The organism is Actinobacillus genomosp. 1, assembly GCF_029774175.1.
In the GTDB taxonomy this organism is placed as follows: Bacteria; Pseudomonadota; Gammaproteobacteria; order Enterobacterales; family Pasteurellaceae; genus Actinobacillus.
Window position 1 is genome coordinate 1712417 of the sequence record NZ_CP103834.1, and the last position, 15778, is coordinate 1728194.

The 15778-nt window shown below is 40.8% G+C and carries 13 protein-coding genes; 5 read left to right on the forward strand and 8 right to left on the reverse strand.

Annotation, left to right across the window (positions count from 1 at the left end; genetic code table 11):
• Positions 1-55: 55 nt before the first annotated feature.
• Positions 56-349, reverse strand: coding sequence for a YfcZ/YiiS family protein (locus NYR63_RS07905; protein WP_279457044.1), 294 nt, complete (start codon positions 347-349; stop codon positions 56-58).
• Between the two features lie 135 nt (positions 350-484).
• Here NYR63_RS07905 and NYR63_RS07910 point away from each other — a divergent pair, with 135 nt between their 5' ends.
• A complete protein-coding gene (locus NYR63_RS07910; protein ID WP_279457045.1) occupies positions 485-1387 on the forward strand; it encodes an aldo/keto reductase in 903 nt (300 codons plus the stop codon).
• Positions 1388-1440: 53 nt separating this feature from the next.
• Here the strand turns inward: NYR63_RS07910 and NYR63_RS07915 are convergent, their stop codons facing one another.
• The 3 genes from NYR63_RS07915 to NYR63_RS07925 all read right to left on the reverse strand — a co-directional run bounded on the left by NYR63_RS07915 (position 1441) and on the right by NYR63_RS07925 (position 5393).
• The gene (locus tag NYR63_RS07915; RefSeq protein ID WP_279457046.1) at positions 1441-3216 is read right to left on the reverse strand and encodes an AMP-dependent synthetase/ligase; all 1776 of its coding nucleotides are present in this window, start codon (positions 3214-3216) and stop codon (positions 1441-1443) included.
• Positions 3217-3396: 180 nt separating this feature from the next.
• Complete coding sequence (gene mqo / locus NYR63_RS07920; protein WP_279457047.1) at positions 3397-4872, reverse strand: malate dehydrogenase (quinone); 1476 nt, start codon at positions 4870-4872, stop codon at positions 3397-3399.
• 107 nt (positions 4873-4979) lie between these two features.
• On the reverse strand, positions 4980-5393 hold the full coding sequence (locus NYR63_RS07925; RefSeq protein WP_279457048.1) for a hypothetical protein: 414 nt from the start codon (positions 5391-5393) through the stop codon (positions 4980-4982).
• A 302-nt stretch (positions 5394-5695) separates the two neighbouring features.
• Here NYR63_RS07925 and NYR63_RS07930 point away from each other — a divergent pair, with 302 nt between their 5' ends.
• Positions 5696-6037 (forward strand): glycine zipper 2TM domain-containing protein, encoded by a 342-nt coding sequence (locus tag NYR63_RS07930; RefSeq protein WP_279457049.1) that lies wholly within the window; start codon positions 5696-5698, stop codon positions 6035-6037.
• Positions 6038-6077: 40 nt separating this feature from the next.
• Entirely contained in the window at positions 6078-6503 is a 426-nt protein-coding gene (locus tag NYR63_RS07935) for a PACE efflux transporter (RefSeq protein ID WP_279457050.1), read from the forward strand.
• Positions 6504-6573: 70 nt separating this feature from the next.
• Here the strand turns inward: NYR63_RS07935 and mglC are convergent, their stop codons facing one another.
• From mglC to ompA, 4 genes are all read right to left on the reverse strand, one after another.
• Entirely contained in the window at positions 6574-7584 is a 1011-nt protein-coding gene (gene mglC, locus NYR63_RS07940) for a galactose/methyl galactoside ABC transporter permease MglC (protein ID WP_279457051.1), read from the reverse strand.
• 16 nt (positions 7585-7600) lie between these two features.
• Positions 7601-9100, reverse strand: a complete 1500-nt coding sequence (gene mglA, locus NYR63_RS07945) for a galactose/methyl galactoside ABC transporter ATP-binding protein MglA (RefSeq protein WP_279457052.1) — start codon at positions 9098-9100, stop codon at positions 7601-7603.
• Between the two features lie 62 nt (positions 9101-9162).
• On the reverse strand, positions 9163-10155 hold the full coding sequence (gene mglB / locus NYR63_RS07950) for a galactose/glucose ABC transporter substrate-binding protein MglB (RefSeq protein ID WP_279457053.1): 993 nt from the start codon (positions 10153-10155) through the stop codon (positions 9163-9165).
• A gap of 259 nt (positions 10156-10414) precedes the next feature.
• Complete coding sequence (gene ompA, locus NYR63_RS07955; RefSeq protein ID WP_279457054.1) at positions 10415-11539, reverse strand: porin OmpA; 1125 nt, start codon at positions 11537-11539, stop codon at positions 10415-10417.
• A gap of 413 nt (positions 11540-11952) precedes the next feature.
• Here ompA and ydiJ point away from each other — a divergent pair, with 413 nt between their 5' ends.
• Both ydiJ and NYR63_RS07965 read left to right on the forward strand, forming a co-directional pair.
• Positions 11953-15042 (forward strand): D-2-hydroxyglutarate dehydrogenase YdiJ, encoded by a 3090-nt coding sequence (gene ydiJ / locus NYR63_RS07960; RefSeq protein WP_279457055.1) that lies wholly within the window; start codon positions 11953-11955, stop codon positions 15040-15042.
• A 247-nt stretch (positions 15043-15289) separates the two neighbouring features.
• Positions 15290-15715, forward strand: a complete 426-nt coding sequence (locus NYR63_RS07965) for a hotdog fold thioesterase (protein WP_279439586.1) — start codon at positions 15290-15292, stop codon at positions 15713-15715.
• The last annotated feature ends 63 nt before the right edge of the window (positions 15716-15778 follow it).

Below are 15778 nucleotides of genomic sequence, written 5' to 3' on the forward strand. Positions count from 1 at the left end.
TTCTAACCACAGAAAACAAAAAATAAGGGGCAACCAATATTGCCCCTTTGTCTTTTTATCTGACCGCCATTTGGAATAATACCACTTCCGCCTGACAACTAAATTCAATCCGCATTTGCATTAAAAACCCATCTTCAATCGGGCTAATGCTATGCTGAATAACACAAGCCTCGGTTTCCACCGATTTTGCCTTTTCCGTGAAAAATTCGACCGCTTGTTGCGCTTGCGCTTCACTATCGTACACCGCTTCAAAGGCGATTTGGCGATCGCTATTATCCAACATTGAATCGCCTTTCAGCTTACACATATTATGTGCTTCCGCCGCTTTTTGTTGCATAGTTTTGTGCATAAAATTTTCCTCTCTACCTTTAATACAAACCGAGGTTTGTACTCCTAATTAATAAAGTTTGTGTAATAAATAGATCATAGTCTAATTAGGAGTAAAATCCAAATAACTCATCCAACTTACCCATAAGGAGTGAATATGCAACACGTTAATCTTAGCCCGACACTTACCTTTAGTCGTCTTATTCAAGGTTTTTGGCGTTTGGATAAATGGCAACAGACCCCACAACAAACTTTAGCGTTTATTGAACAGTTATTGGAACTTGGTATTGATACCTTTGATCATGCGGCTTGTTACGGTGGTTTTACAACCGAAGAATCTTTCGGGAAAGCTCTCACATTAAATAAATCATTGCGTGACAAAATGACCTTAGTGACCAAATGTGGCATTTTGTACCCTAATAAAGCCCTACCGGAAATGAAAAGCCATCATTACGATAACAGCTATCGTCATATTATTTGGTCGGCGGAACGTTCTCTGCAAAAATTACATACGGAACAACTTGATTTATTATTGATTCACCGCCTTTCGCCTTGTGCCGATCCGGAACAAATCGCACAAGCGTTTGACCAACTTTATCAGGAAGGTAAAGTCAAGAATTTCGGCGTATCCAATTATACGCCGGCTAAATTCTCAATGTTGCAATCTTATGTCAATCAACCGTTAGTGACCAACCAAATTGAAATTTCGCCGTTACATTTAAAACCGTTTGATGACGGCAGTTTAGATTTCTTACTGGAAAAACGAATTAAACCGATGGCGTGGTCACCGTTTGCCGGTGGACGTTTGTTTGATCCATTAGACGAAAGAGGCGCAAGAGTTTCTCAAGCTTTATTGGAAATCGGCGAACAAAAAGGCGAAAGTCGTTTAGAAGTATTGGCATTGGCTTGGTTATTAGCCCATCCGGCAAAAATTATGCCGATTTTAGGTTCGGGTAAAATTGAAAGAGTGCGTAGTGCAAGCGATGCGTTACAGCTTTCGTTTAGTGAAGAAGAGTGGATTAAAGTTTATGTCGCCGCCCAAGGCTTTGATATTCCGTAGATAAGCAAGCGGTCGGATTTTGCTAAAAACTCACAAAATCCGACCGCTTGAAATTATTTATACATCGATTCAATCTGCTTACGATAACGTTCTAAAATTACTTTACGGCGTAATTTTAACGTCGGTGTAATTTCTTCCATTTTTACGCTGAACGCTTGCGGCAACAGAGTAAATTTCTTGATTTGTTCAAAGTGTGCCAACTCTTTTTGTAATTCATTGATACGCTTTTCAAATAACTGCACAATTTCCGAATGTTTAACCAATTCCATCCGGTCTTGATATTTGATATTTAGCTGTTTAGCGTATTCTTCAAGGCTTTCAAAACACGGAACGATTAAAGCGGAAACGTATTTCTTCGCATCGGCAATAATCGCAATTTGCTCGATAAATTTATCTTTACCGATTTTGCCTTCGATATATTGCGGTGCAATATATTTGCCGTTTGAAGTTTTCATTAGTTCTTTGATACGGTCAGTAATATATAAATTACCTTGCGCATCAAATTCACCGGCATCACCGGTTTTTAAGAAGCCATCTTCGGTAAAGGCAAGAGTCGTTTCTTCCGGGCGTTTGTAGTAGCCACGCATGACCATTCCGCCACGGACGAGAATCTCATTATTTTCACCGATTTTTACTTCAGCATTTGGCATTAAACGCCCGATTGAGTTCGGTTCAAATTGCTCGTCCGCCCAACAAGAAACGGTGGCGGTGGTTTCGGTCATACCGTAGCCCAATTTGATATTCACACCGATTGCTTGGAAAAATTTCCCAATGGTAGGCTCTAATTTTGCACCACCGCACGGCATCATACGGATTCGTCCGCCTAATAAGGCACGTAATTTATTTAATACCAATTTATCCGCTAATTTATAGGATAACGTATTTTTCTGTTTTTTCTCGCCGACCGAAATCGCCCATTTAAATAATGCTCTGCGGTGAACCGGGGCTTTGTTCACTTTATCCCAAATCGCACTATACATTTTTTCATATAAGCGAGGCACTGCACACATTAAAGTCGGTTTCACTTCATTTAATGCATTACGTACTTCGTTAGTATCTTCCAAATAACACACCGTTGCACCGCGATAAAGTACATAAGCCACCCAAGCTCGTTCAAAAATATGTGAAAACGGCAGGAAAGATAATGAAACGTCATTTTCATCAATTTTCGGCAAGGCTAAATCGTGGGCGTGTAGCTGATGTGCAATATTGGCATAATCTAACATGACTCCTTTCGGCTCGCCGGTTGTACCGGAGGTATAAATGAGAGTAAATAAATCCGAAAGGTTTTTATCAGCAAGACGCTGGCTTAATTCTTCTTGTTTATCTTGAGAAGCATAGGCAAGAAAATCTTGCCAGTTTTCGACTTTGGTATGGGTAAGCGGTCGAATTTGACTGATTTCTTGCGATTTCATACACACGATTTTTTCCAGTAACGGGCAATTATCCGCTACTTCTAAAGCCGCTTCCAGTTGCTCGTGATCGCCGACAAACAGAATACGAATATCCGCATGATTAAGGATAAATTCCGCTTGTTTAGCGGTATTGGTTGCGTAAATCGGCACGGTTACCGCACGGATTTGTAATGCGCCGAAATCGGCAATGGTCCATTGCGGCATATTATGCGCAAAAATAGCGATTTTTTGCTGTACTTCAATACCGTGAGCTAAGAGTGCGAGAGAGAATTGATCAACGGACTGTTGGAAAGATTGCCATGAAATATCTTGCCAAATTTGCTGTGCTTTATAACGTAAAGCGGTTCTGGTAGCGAATTGTTCGGCACGTCGGCGTACTTGGTCAATAAGGTGGTAATTCGGTTGATTAGTCATATTAAGTTATTCGTTATTATTTCGGCTTACAACTGTTCGCTAATATAAAATGTAATACCTTAAAATGCTAGTAATTTGTGTACGGCTGTGCGCTGAAATAGTGAGTTTGCTCAAAAAGCAAGCGGTCAAATTTTCAGATAAATTTGCAACATTTCCGAAAAATCCGACCGCTTGTCTTTTTTAATTTTCTAACGCTAAAACCCGATCTACACGCTGCTTAATTTGTGCATAGAGCTGCGGTTCGTTACGCAATGTTTTTCCGTAAGAAGGCAACATTTGTACGAGTTTGGTTTGCCACTGAGGTAACTCGCTCGCAAAACATGCGACTAACACGTCTAACATCGCTTTTACCGAAGTTGAAGCCCCCGGCGAAGCACCTAATAATGCGGCGAGCGAACCGTCTTCCGCACGAATCACCTCGGTACCGAAACGCATTTCTCCGCCTTTAATGACTTGTACTCGCTGTCCCGCCACTAAAACGTCCCAGTCTTCGTCTTTTGCATCCGGTATAAACTCACGCAAATCCGCCATACGCTGTGACTTAGTGAGCATAGCTTGCTTCATTAAATAATGGGCTAGCGGTAAATTTTTAATACCGGCTTTGGTTACGGAACAAAAATTACTCGGGGTAACTGAAGTCGGAAGATCTAGAACACTACCCTGTTTTAGAAATTTCAATGTAAAGCCGGCGAAAGGTCCGAATAATAGCGACTGTTTACCTTCAATAAAACGGGTATCCAAATGAGGTACCGACATCGGCGGCGCACCTAATTTCGCTTTACCATAAACTTTCGCATTATGTTTAGCTATCACTTCCGGATTATTACACACCATAAATAAACCGCTTACCGGAAAACCGCCGACATTTTTACCGTCGGTGATGCCGGATTTTTGCAGTAAAGGCAACGCACCGCCGCCACCGCCGATAAACACGAATTTACTACGATGCACTCGCTTTTGACCTTGCTGATCTACAACGGTTAGTTTCCACTCGCCGTTCGCTAAACGTTGTATATTTTTAACCGTATTATTTAAATTTAACTCCGCTTTTTGCTTCACTAAATAATCAAACAATTTTCGAGTCAGCTCACCGAAGTTTACATCCGTTCCGTATGAGATATAGCTTGCGGCTAACGTTTCATTCGCCTTACGGTTTTGCATCATCAACGGCATCCATTGCGCAAGTTGTTGATGATCTCGACTGAACTGCATACCGGCAAATAAATGACTTTTCGCTAAATTCTGATAACGCTTTTGTAAAAACTGCGCATTTTGTTCGCCTTGAACAAAACTGATATGCGGAATACGGTGAATAAATTCCCTCGGCTGTTGGATTTTACCCGCTTCAACCAAATAGCTCCAAAGTTGCAACGAAAGCTGGAAATCTTCACAGATTTTAACGGCACGCTCGACCGAAACTTCGCCGTTTGCTTTCTGTTCGGTATAATTTAGCTCGCATAATGCAGAATGTCCGGTTCCGGCATTATTCCATTCATTTGAACTTTCTAAACCGACTGCCGAAAGCTTTTCAAAAATCGCAAGACTTTTTTCCGGTGCCAATTCGGTTAAAAATGCGCCGAGCGTTCCACTCATAATCCCTGCACCAATCAGCGTTACATCAGAATAACTTTCTAAAGCAGAGCTAGAATCTTGCATAATGTTCCCTTTTATTGTGTTAATTTTTTGTGAAATTATATCGTGAATAGATTAACATAAGTGTGAACAAGATCACATTTTTAGCACAATTCACTAAATTCGCTTGATTAATGATAACGCCCTTTAAAAGAATTTACCGCTGCAATCAGAAAAAATAAACCGAACAGAAAATCACCGAAACCGTAGCTGGCAAAGAAACAGAACATCAACATGGATTGACCGGCTAACACGTCCAATTTTTCCGGTGTGGTTGCCAGCCAATATAACCATGCGCCAGCATATAGCATTTTTTCCAAACAAAAGACTACGACTAAATAAGGTACGTTCCAAAACGAACGAGCAACCGATAGGTAAGCTAATCCCCATAAAATAATCGCAATTTGCCCTAACCATGAAAACACAATAGGGTCGTTTTCCATCAAGGTTCGATCGGTAAAGAATTGGGTAAAACCTAAAATACCGACTAAATTATAAATTCCGGCTAAAATAAATCCTTGAGTGGCGGATTGCCGACTTAACATAAATACTCCTTCTTTATTACTTGTGACGATTGCTTTCAACAACGTTTTACGGTTGAAACTTCATATCGGTATTTTATAACAACATCTTCTTTCGATTCAAAATTTCAACAGGATAAAATATGCTTTTATATTAGTAAAGGTGCTTGGTTTATCCCTTGTTGCCTCTCTCACATAGAAATAAAGCGCATATATTTTCCGTACCGTGATAAATAAACGTGATTGTTTCAGTATGAACTATCGAACTTGACGATAGACATCTTGTCACACAAGATAATCCTATCTATTGATCATTTGGAGTATATATGAAATTAATTACCAAGATTTTGGCTATTACCGCATTATCCGTTTCTATTTCCGCAAACGCTTTAACCCGTTCTCAGCATGATACCGCCGTCGGAGCGGTTATTGGCGGAGTTGCCGGAGCCGTAATGGGTAACGATATTCCTTCTACGGTTGCAGGTGCTGCTTTAGGCGGAGTGGTAGGCAGTCAATGGAATGCTGGCAAACTGGAAAACAATAACCGTCATCACAAATATAGAAAAATACATCGTGACGACCGACGTAAATATCACAAAAAAGTACGTCACTCACATCGCTATTATGATAACGGATGGCATAAAGGTCGCTATAAACACCGCGATTAGGTAAAATATCATACCATCCGATACTTTTGAAAAAATCATTATGCCGATGAGCCGTTTAGAGCGTATTTTTCACGCATTACTGTTTGAAACTTTTGCGATCCTTTTTACCCTAATCGGAATGAGTTTACTCACTACTCATCAAACAGGAATACTTACCGGCACTATTGTTTCCATATCTGTGGTAGCGGTAGTTTGGAATATGATTTTCAACACAATATTTGACCGGTTTTTCACCGCACCTCGAGAAACGAGAGGTACAATCTTACGCATTTTTCATACTTTAGCTTTTGAAGGCGGCTTACTCATTTTCACCATTCCTTTAGTCGCTTATATGTTAAATGTAAACTGGTGGGCCGCATTTGTGATGGACATTGGTATGACGATGTTTGTTGTGGTTTATACGTTCTTTTTCAACCTAGTTTATGATCATATTAGAGCTTGGTTCATTACTCGTAAAACGGTTTAAGCGGCTATAAAAAAAGCGGTACGCTTTGCAAAAAATCTTGCAAAACATACCGCTTGGACAAGGACAATCTTTATTTTTTCTTCGCGTATTTGAGCGAGTCAATCGCCACTGCAAGCACGATAATGCCGCCTTTAATAATATATTGCCAGTATGGGTTCACGCCGATATAAGTTAAACCGTAGTTAATTACGGTAAAGATAATCACCCCGGTAACCACACCGATAATCGTACCGACACCACCGGCAAATGAAACGCCACCAACCACACAAGCCGCAATCGCATCCATTTCATACATAAAGCCGAGGTTATTGGTTGCCGAACCGATACGACCCGCTTCTAACATACCGCCGAACGCATAGAACACACCGGATAACATATAAATACCCATTAGGTTAAGCGGGACATTTACCCCTGAAACACGCGCCGCTTCCGGGTTACCGCCGATTGCAAAAATGTTTTTACCAAAACGGGTTTTATTCCAAAGCGTCCACATAATTAATGTAGCAACTACCGCATAAATCGTGATATACGAAAGTTTAAAATCACCGAAACGGAAGAAACCTTGAGCGAAGGTTGAGAAGCTATCGCTAAAACCTGCAATCGGTGAGCCGCCTACCGCATCATAATAAAGCGAGTTGATACCATAGACGATAATCATTGTACCCATGGTGGCAATAAACGGCGTTACATTGAGATACGCAATAACAAAACCGTTTAATAACCCGATAACCGCACCGATTGCACATACGGCAAGAATAACCACCGGAATCGGAATTTCAGCTAAGTTCGGGAAAACTCGGTTCATATTTTCCATCGATTGCATTAAGGTTGCGGTAATTACCGCTGCCAGCCCCACCTGACGACCGGCGGATAAGTCGGTACCTTGCGTTACGATTAAACCGGCAACCCCTAGTGCGATAATTAAACGTACGGAAGATTGCGATAAAATGTTACTGAAGTTACGTAAACTTAAGAAACTCGGGTCTTGTAAGATAATAATGATTAATAAAATTAATAATACAAAATAAATCGCATTTTGTTTGAAAAAATCCATGGTGCGATTCTGTTTTAAAGCGGACATACTTCACTCCTTGCTTTTATAAATATTTTGCAGCAAGCTGCAAGATTTCTTCTTGAGAAGTTTTAGCGGTTTCAACAATGCCCGCCACTTTCCCGTTACTCATCACTAAAATTCGATCGGTTACCCCTAATAATTCCGGCATTTCTGACGAAATCATAATAATACCTTTATCTTTATTGGCTAACTCAAGAATTAATTGGTAAATCTCGAATTTCGCCCCGATATCAATACCTCGGGTCGGTTCGTCTAACATTAAGATTTCCGGTTGAGTTAATAACCAACGTCCGATAATCACTTTTTGCTGGTTACCGCCGGAAAGTGAACCGATACTGGTTTGATGAGACGGTGTTTTCACATTCATCGCATCAATTACCCATTGCGTATCGCTTTTCATTTTTTTAGTGCTGAGTAAACCGAATTTACCTAAATAAGATTTCATATTTGAAATCAACGAGTTAAATTCGATACTTAGGTTTGCGTAAATACCGGTCGAACGACGTTCTTCGGTCACCAACGCAAAACCGTTATTAATCGCTTCAAACGCATTACGGTTGTTTACCTGTTTACCGTTTAAAGTAATAGTACCGTCGGCTTTTTCACGCACACCGAAAATCGTTTCAACAATATCGGTACGTTTTGCACCGACTAAACCGGCGATCCCTAACACTTCGCCTTTACGCAATTCAAAGCTAACGTCTTGAATAGACGGCTGGTTTTTAGCGGTTAAATGTTCTACCACGAGTACGGTTTCTTTCGGCGTATTGGTTTTTTCCGGGAAACGTTGGGTCAGTTCACGGCCTACCATCATCGAAACGATTTGTTCCATCGAGGTATCTTTAATCGCCACCGTATTAACCCATTTACCGTCACGCAAGATAGTAATTTCGTCACAAATTTTGAAGATCTCATCCATTTTGTGCGAGATATAAATAATACCGCAGCCACGATCTTTTAATTTCTGAATGATTTTAAATAAATGTTCGACTTCTTTTTCAGAAAGCGAAGAAGTCGGCTCATCCATAATCACAATTTTGGCGTTGTACGAGAAGGCTTTGGCAATTTCAATCATCTGCATTTGTGATACGGATAATTTCGCCACTTTATCGCGCGGATCGACATCAATATCCAATTCATCAAAAATTGCTTTGGTATCACGGTACATTTTATCGTGATCGACAAACGGTCCTTTTAGCGGATAACGTCCAAGCCAAAGGTTATCCATGACGCTTACTTGTTTTACTAGGTTCAATTCTTGGTGAACCATCGAAATCCCGTTTTCAAGCGCCTCTTTTGAGGTTTTAAAATTAACCGGTTTGCCTAAAAATAAAATTTCGCCTTCATCCTTGGCATAAATTCCGAATAAACATTTGAGCAAGGTGGACTTACCCGCTCCATTTTCACCCATTAAAGCGTGTACGCTATGAGATTTTACGGTTAAGTTAGCTTTATCCAACGCTTTTACGCCCGGAAAAGACTTACTAACATTTGTCATTGTGAGCAGTACTTCACTTGTCATATCTCACTCCATAATACCGACAAAAAAGGCACGAGTAGCCTACTCGTGCCTAATCGAGTTACTTATTTTAAAAATTTATCTAAATTATCTTTATCTACGCCAACATAAGGAATACGTACGACACGGTTCTCAATTTTCCAATTTGTACCTTCATTAGCCGCTTTTCCTTCCGCAAGATTTGCAGCTAATTGCACCACAGCCTGACCTTGACCGGCAGCATCGTTAAGTACCGTACCGGCTAATTCACCTTTTTTGATTAATTGCAACGCTTCAGGTAATGCGTCTACACCAAAGATTGGTAATTTACGTCCGTGTGCTTTAGTAGCTTCTAATGCGCCTAACGCCATACCGTCGTTATTTGAGATAATCATTTCGATATCTTTAGCTTTACCGCTTGATAACCAAGCGTCCACTTTATCTTTCGCTTGTGCCGCATCCCACAATGCCGCATCCATAAAGATTTGTTCGCTTTGGATACCTTTAGCCGCTAAGCCTTCCACTACATATTTAGTACGTGCTTCCGCATCAGGGTGACCCGGTTCGCCTTTTAATAACGCATATTGCACTTTACCGTCTTTATTTAAGTCTAATGCCGGATTCGCTTTCCATTGTTTTGCAATTAAGTCGCCTTGGATTAAGCCTGATTCTTTCGGATCAGTACCTACATAATAAGCTTTATCATAGCTTGCAATCGCTTTTTCACCCGGGTCTTTATTGAAGAATACGATTGGTAAATCTTCGCCTTTCGCTTTATCAATAATAGTTTTTGATGCTGAAGGATCCACTAAGTTAATTGCAAGAGCTTTCACACCTTTAGAAAGTAATACGTCCACTTGGTCGTTTTGAATAGACTGCGTATTTTGTGAGTCATTCATTAATAACTTCACATCTTTTAATTGATTTGCTTCTTTGTCGATTTCTTTACGCATTAACGCCATAAAGTTATCGTCGTATTTATAGATTGTCACACCGATACGTGTTTCGGCTTGTGCGGTGCTAATACCTGCGCCTAATGCAATTGATAATGCCAATGTGCTTAATACTGTTTTTTTCATAGAGTTATCCTCGTGATCGAAATGATTTAGGGCTTCACTTGATATAAGTGATTGCATAATAAGGATACTAAATTTATGAAATAAATACTGTGATCATTTTCACAAATCTAACAAAATGAAGTAAATAACTCAAAAGTCACAAAGTAATTATGGAATTTTACTTCGTATGGAGGGAAATTATATAATAGAATAAATAAAAAAACCGAATCCTGATAAACAGAATTCGGTTTTCTTTTATAAAGTTCTAAAACTCACTATATTACATAGTTACGTTTTTAGCACCTTGTACTTGAACTTCAACACGACGATCCGGTGCTAAGCAAGCGATTAACGCTTTACGACCTTTAACTGCGTCACATGTTGCACCAGTTACTGGGTTTGCTTCACCATAACCTACTGCAGTTACGTTTGCAGGGTTTTGACCTTTAGAAACTAAGTAGTTAGCTACTGTTTCAGCACGACGTTGTGAAAGTTTTAAGTTTGAAGCTTCTTTACCGATACGGTCTGTATAACCGTTCACTTGGATAGCAGGAGTTGCTAAACCTAAGTTAGCGATTTCAGTGTTAGCCGCATCTAAAGCTGTTGCTGCAGCCGGTTTTAAGCTTGATTTACCGAAATCAAATAAAACGTCTGAGCTGAATGCGAAGTTTTTAGTAACCATTTCAGGTGCCGCTTCAACCGGAGCTGCGCCTTGACCGAAACGATATGATAAACCTGCAGTTACAGAGTGGATATCCGGAGCATATTGGAAGCTCACATCTTGTTTATCCGCACGAACTAAAGATTTATTGTAGTTACCCGCTTTGTTTAAATATTGGTATTCAATACGTGCCGCTAATTCAGGAAGAATTGCATACTCAACACCCGCACCTAAGATTGTAGATGCTTTTAATTTGTGAGTTTTTTCTGTTGGTGCATTAGTATTTTCTGCGCCATATACTTTATAGTCATTACGAACAACCGCAACACCTACTTTACCGTAAACGTCTAAGTTAGGTAATACTTCGTAGCTTGGTTTTAATGCTAAATTGAAACCGTGAGCAGAATGTTTTAATTTACGGAACTCTTCTACATTACCACGAACACGACCGTAGTAATCGTAACCTAATTCAGTTGCTAAACCGAAGTTGTTTTGGTTTAAGATTTGGTAACCGCCGAATACGCCGTAAGTTACTGAGTTACGGTTGATACCGAAACCTTTACCCTGATTACCAACAGTAGAATAACGGCTATCGTTTTCATATTTGTTGTTGAATTGACGAACACCTTCGTGGAAAGTAGACCAACCCACTTTCGCACCTGCGTAGAAAGTATTTTGTTGTGGAGCTGCTTGAGCTACTGCTGCAGCTGATAATACTGCTAAAGCAACTAATGATTTTTTCATTTTGATGATCCTCTAAATTGTCATCGATTAATAAAACAAAATCACTCCAGCACCGCTTATGGCACCAAAGTTTTGATTTAATGCTCTCGTCTCACTAGAGAAAAAAGAGAGTTAATTATCAAGGATAAAAAGCAAAACTACAATCAATTTGTAATTTCGAACTTTCCAGTCCTAATATTACATTCTTGTTCTTCTAATTCAAACGAGCAAGAATTCTTATTATTATCCGAGTTCGAATTTATAAAATCAAGAACTATAACAATGTAAAAATGTAATAAAGTGTATAGAAAAGTCTATTTTTCAATCAAATTATAATTCAAATATTCTTTTTCCTCTTTCATTTTCAATATTGATAAATCTTGTTAATATCCGCATTACTCGAATTTACTTTCTGTCCTATAAGAATAAAAAATATGCTACCACAACTCTCAAAAATCCCGGCTTTGAATCCGACGGTAACTCATTTTCTTGAGGAACTCAAGCAACAACATTTTAGCGGTGATATTGCTTCCAGTTATGCGGAGCGTCTTTCTTTAGCCACCGATAACAGCGTCTATCAACAGTTGCCGCAAGCGATTTTATTTCCTAAATCGGTTTCCGATGTGGTGATTTTAACGAAATTAGCACAAAGTCCTCACTTCCAACATCTCACTTTTACCCCTCGAGGCGGTGGCACAGGTACGAACGGACAATCGCTGAATAACAATATTATTGTCGATCTCTCCCGCCATCTGAATCAAATCCTCGAATTAAATGTAGAAGAACGTTGGGTGCGGGTGCAAGCCGGAGTGGTTAAAGATCAGCTTAATCAATTCTTAAAACCACACGGCTTATTTTTCTCTCCTGAACTTTCTACCAGTAACCGCGCGACCTTAGGCGGTATGATTAACACCGACGCTTCCGGGCAGGGCTCACTGCAATACGGCAAAACTTCCGATCATGTTTTAGCTATTAAATCGGTATTGATGAACGGCGAAGTGTTGGAAACACAAGCGGTCAAATCTTGCGATTTTTTTGCAGAAATCAACTGCTTGAATTTAACCGCTACCGGCAAACAGCTACATCGTGAAATTTTTAGCCGTTGTCGTGAGTTACGCTCGACCGTACTTGCCGAGTTACCGCAACTCAACCGTTTTTTAACTGGTTACGATTTAAAAAATGTATTCAACGCAGACGAGAGCGAGTTTAATTTGACTCGTATTCTAACCGGCTCGGAAGGCTCGCTTGCTTTTATTTGCGAGGCGAAACTCAATTTACTGCCGCTGCCGAAATTCCGTACCTTAATTAACATTAAATATAATTCGTTTGATGCGGCATTGCGTTCTGCGCCGTTTATGCTGAAAGCCAATGCGCTTTCGGTTGAAACGGTCGATTCTAAAGTGCTGAATTTAGCTAAACAGGACATAATTTGGCATTCGGTGTCCGATTTATTGACCGAAGATCCGAATAACCCGATTCTCGGTATTAATATTGTGGAATATGCCGGCAGTGATCAGACACTAATAGAACAACAAGTCGCAGACCTCATTAAAGCGTTAGATAAAAAACTGGCTGATTCAACCGGCGGTATTATCGGCTATCAAATTTGCAACGATATTGCCTCCATCGAAAAAATTTATGCAATGCGTAAAAAAGCGGTCGGTCTATTGGGAAATGCTAAAGGCTGGGCGAAGCCGATTGCGTTTGTGGAAGACACCTGTGTGCCGCCGGAGCATCTAGCCGATTACATCGCCGAGTTCCGCCAATTATTAGATGATCACGGTTTGGAATACGGTATGTTCGGTCACGTGGATGCCGGTGTGTTACACGTTCGCCCCTCATTAGATTTAACCGACCGTGCGCAAGTACAAAAATTTAAAGCGATTTCCGATCAAGTGGTTGAACTTACCGCAAAATATGGCGGTTTAATTTGGGGTGAGCATGGCAAAGGTATGCGTTCGGTGTATGGCGAGAAATTCTTTGGCGAAACATTATGGCGAGAATTACGTTATATCAAACAGCTGTTTGACCCGCAAAACCGCTTGAATCCGGGCAAAATTTGTACACCGCTTAACAGTAATGCGGCGCTTTACCCGATCGACTCATCAATGCGTGCCGATTTTGATCGCCAAATTCCAATTCAAGTGCGTGAAGAATTTAAAGGGGCGATGAACTGTAACGGTAACGGGCTGTGCTTTAACTTTGATGTACATAGTACGATGTGTCCATCAATGAAAGTATCGGGTAACCGCCTTTATTCACCGAAAGGGCGTGCGACTTTGATTCGAGAATGGCTCAGATTACTTGCCGAACAAAACGTATCGCCGGACGATTTGATCTTTAAATCGCGTAAACAAGCGGTCAAATTAACCGATTTTGTTGCAAAAATTCGCAACACGCTGAATAAACAGAAAGAATATGATTTTTCGCACGAAGTAAAAGCGGCAATGGATACTTGCCTTGCCTGTAAAGCCTGTGCCAGCCAATGTCCGATCAAAATTGATGTGCCGACGTTTAGATCGCTGTTTAATGAGCTGTACCATAGCCGTTATTTGCGTCCGGCAAAAGATTATCTGGTTTCCAATCTTGAATTTGTTGCGCCGATGATGGCGAAAGCACCGAAGTTTTTTAACTTTTTCAGTCGTTCAAAATTAGTGGAAACGCTGGCGAACAAAACGATCGGCATGACTTATTTACCGGCGCTTTCCGTACCGAACTTGCAGCAACAGTTAGTTGAGATTGGTTATCAGGGCGTGACTTTAGAGGCTTTGGAAGCACAAGTAAGCGGTCAAAAATCAGCGGAATTTTGCAAAACCGTGCTGGTGGTGCAAGACCCGTTTACTTCGTTCTATGATGCGAAAGTGGTGGCGGATTTTGTACGGTTACTACAAAAACTCGGTTTTCGTCCGGTTGTGTTACCGTTTAAACCGAGCGGTAAGGCGCAACATATCAAGGGTTTTTTAAGTAAGTTTGCTAAAACTGCACGCAATCAGGCGGAATTTCTCAATCGTGTCGCTCAACTCGGCTTACCGATGGTGGCGGTAGATCCTGCTCTGACCTTAGTTTACCGTGACGAATATCGTGATATCTTAAAAGCAGCGCGCGGTGATTTCAAAGTGCAACTGGCTCACGAATGGCTACGAGATGTGATTCAAGCCGGTGAACTGGAACATTGCAAAAAATCAGTAAATTTTAACCGCTTGAGCTGGCATTTATTCGCACACTGTACCGAAACGACCGAATTGCCGAATGCGCAGAAAGAGTGGCAAGCGATTTTTGCCCATTTCGGTGAACAGTTGGTGAATGAAAATGTCGGTTGTTGCGGCATGGCGGGTACATTCGGACACGAAACCAAACACCTTGAAATGTCGACAGCGATTTATCAGCAATCGTGGCAAATTAAATTGAAAAATAAACCGCTTGACCGTTGCTTAGCGACCGGCTATTCCTGTCGTTCGCAAGTAAAACGTTTTGAGCATTATTCGGTTAAACACCCGATTCAGGCATTGCTTGAGGTGGTGTAGATTTTAAATCTTCTGTATATCCCTCACCCCTTGTGGGAGAGGGATAGATTTTTCTTCGTTCAGAAGAAAAATCAGGGAGAGGGGGAATCGTGGAAGAACTAGGCGTATTTTCCCCTCTCTCTGCAAAAAATTACCTAACGTAATTTTTTCGCTGTCTCTCTCCCACAAGGGGAGAGAGTGATTATATTTAACAAAACTTTTTCTTCTATAAAGAGTACTGGGAAAGATTTTTCATAAAGGAAACATAATGACCATTTGGAAGCAAACAGCAACTTGTGAACAATTAAACGCACTTAGCCAAAAATCGGCGGTAGCACACTTAGGTATCGAATTTACCGCAATCGGTGAGGATTGGATTGAAGCGCAACTTATGGTGGACGAACGTACCCAGCAGCCGTTCGGCGTATTGCATGGCGGCGTGTCAGCCGCTTTAGCGGAAACCACTGCCAATGCCGGTGCGTTAATGGTGTGTGAAGCGCATCAAATTGCGGTCGGAATGGAACTGAATATCAGTCATTTAAAATCAGTGCCGGCTGGCACAAAGGCGATTGCACGTGCAACACCGCTTAAATTAGGGCGTGAAGTGCAGGTGTGGAATATCGAGATTAAAGACGAACAAGGCAATCTTTGCGCCGTGGCTCGTCTTTCAACCAAAACCTTAGATAAACGTTAGTTTCCCCTCAAACAAGCGGACGAATTTGATCAACTTTTTACAAAATTCTTGATAAATCCGACC

What these genes read in the sequence shown, in the direction of transcription:
- NYR63_RS07915 (WP_279457046.1), bottom strand. Translation starts at nt 3,216, where the DNA reads ATGACTAATCAACCGAATTACCACCTTATTGACCAAGTACGCCGACGT.
- NYR63_RS07935 (WP_279457050.1), top strand. Translation starts at nt 6,078, where the DNA reads ATGCCGATGAGCCGTTTAGAGCGTATTTTTCACGCATTACTGTTTGAA.
- ompA (WP_279457054.1), bottom strand. Translation starts at nt 11,539, where the DNA reads ATGAAAAAATCATTAGTTGCTTTAGCAGTATTATCAGCTGCAGCAGTA.
- mglB (WP_279457053.1), bottom strand. Translation starts at nt 10,155, where the DNA reads ATGAAAAAAACAGTATTAAGCACATTGGCATTATCAATTGCATTAGGC.
- NYR63_RS07965 (WP_279439586.1), top strand. Translation starts at nt 15,290, where the DNA reads ATGACCATTTGGAAGCAAACAGCAACTTGTGAACAATTAAACGCACTT.
- mglA (WP_279457052.1), bottom strand. Translation starts at nt 9,100, where the DNA reads ATGACAAGTGAAGTACTGCTCACAATGACAAATGTTAGTAAGTCTTTT.
- NYR63_RS07910 (WP_279457045.1), top strand. Translation starts at nt 485, where the DNA reads ATGCAACACGTTAATCTTAGCCCGACACTTACCTTTAGTCGTCTTATT.
- mqo (WP_279457047.1), bottom strand. Translation starts at nt 4,872, where the DNA reads ATGCAAGATTCTAGCTCTGCTTTAGAAAGTTATTCTGATGTAACGCTG.
- ydiJ (WP_279457055.1), top strand. Translation starts at nt 11,953, where the DNA reads ATGCTACCACAACTCTCAAAAATCCCGGCTTTGAATCCGACGGTAACT.
- NYR63_RS07930 (WP_279457049.1), top strand. Translation starts at nt 5,696, where the DNA reads ATGAAATTAATTACCAAGATTTTGGCTATTACCGCATTATCCGTTTCT.
- NYR63_RS07925 (WP_279457048.1), bottom strand. Translation starts at nt 5,393, where the DNA reads ATGTTAAGTCGGCAATCCGCCACTCAAGGATTTATTTTAGCCGGAATT.
- NYR63_RS07905 (WP_279457044.1), bottom strand. Translation starts at nt 349, where the DNA reads ATGCACAAAACTATGCAACAAAAAGCGGCGGAAGCACATAATATGTGT.
- mglC (WP_279457051.1), bottom strand. Translation starts at nt 7,584, where the DNA reads ATGTCCGCTTTAAAACAGAATCGCACCATGGATTTTTTCAAACAAAAT.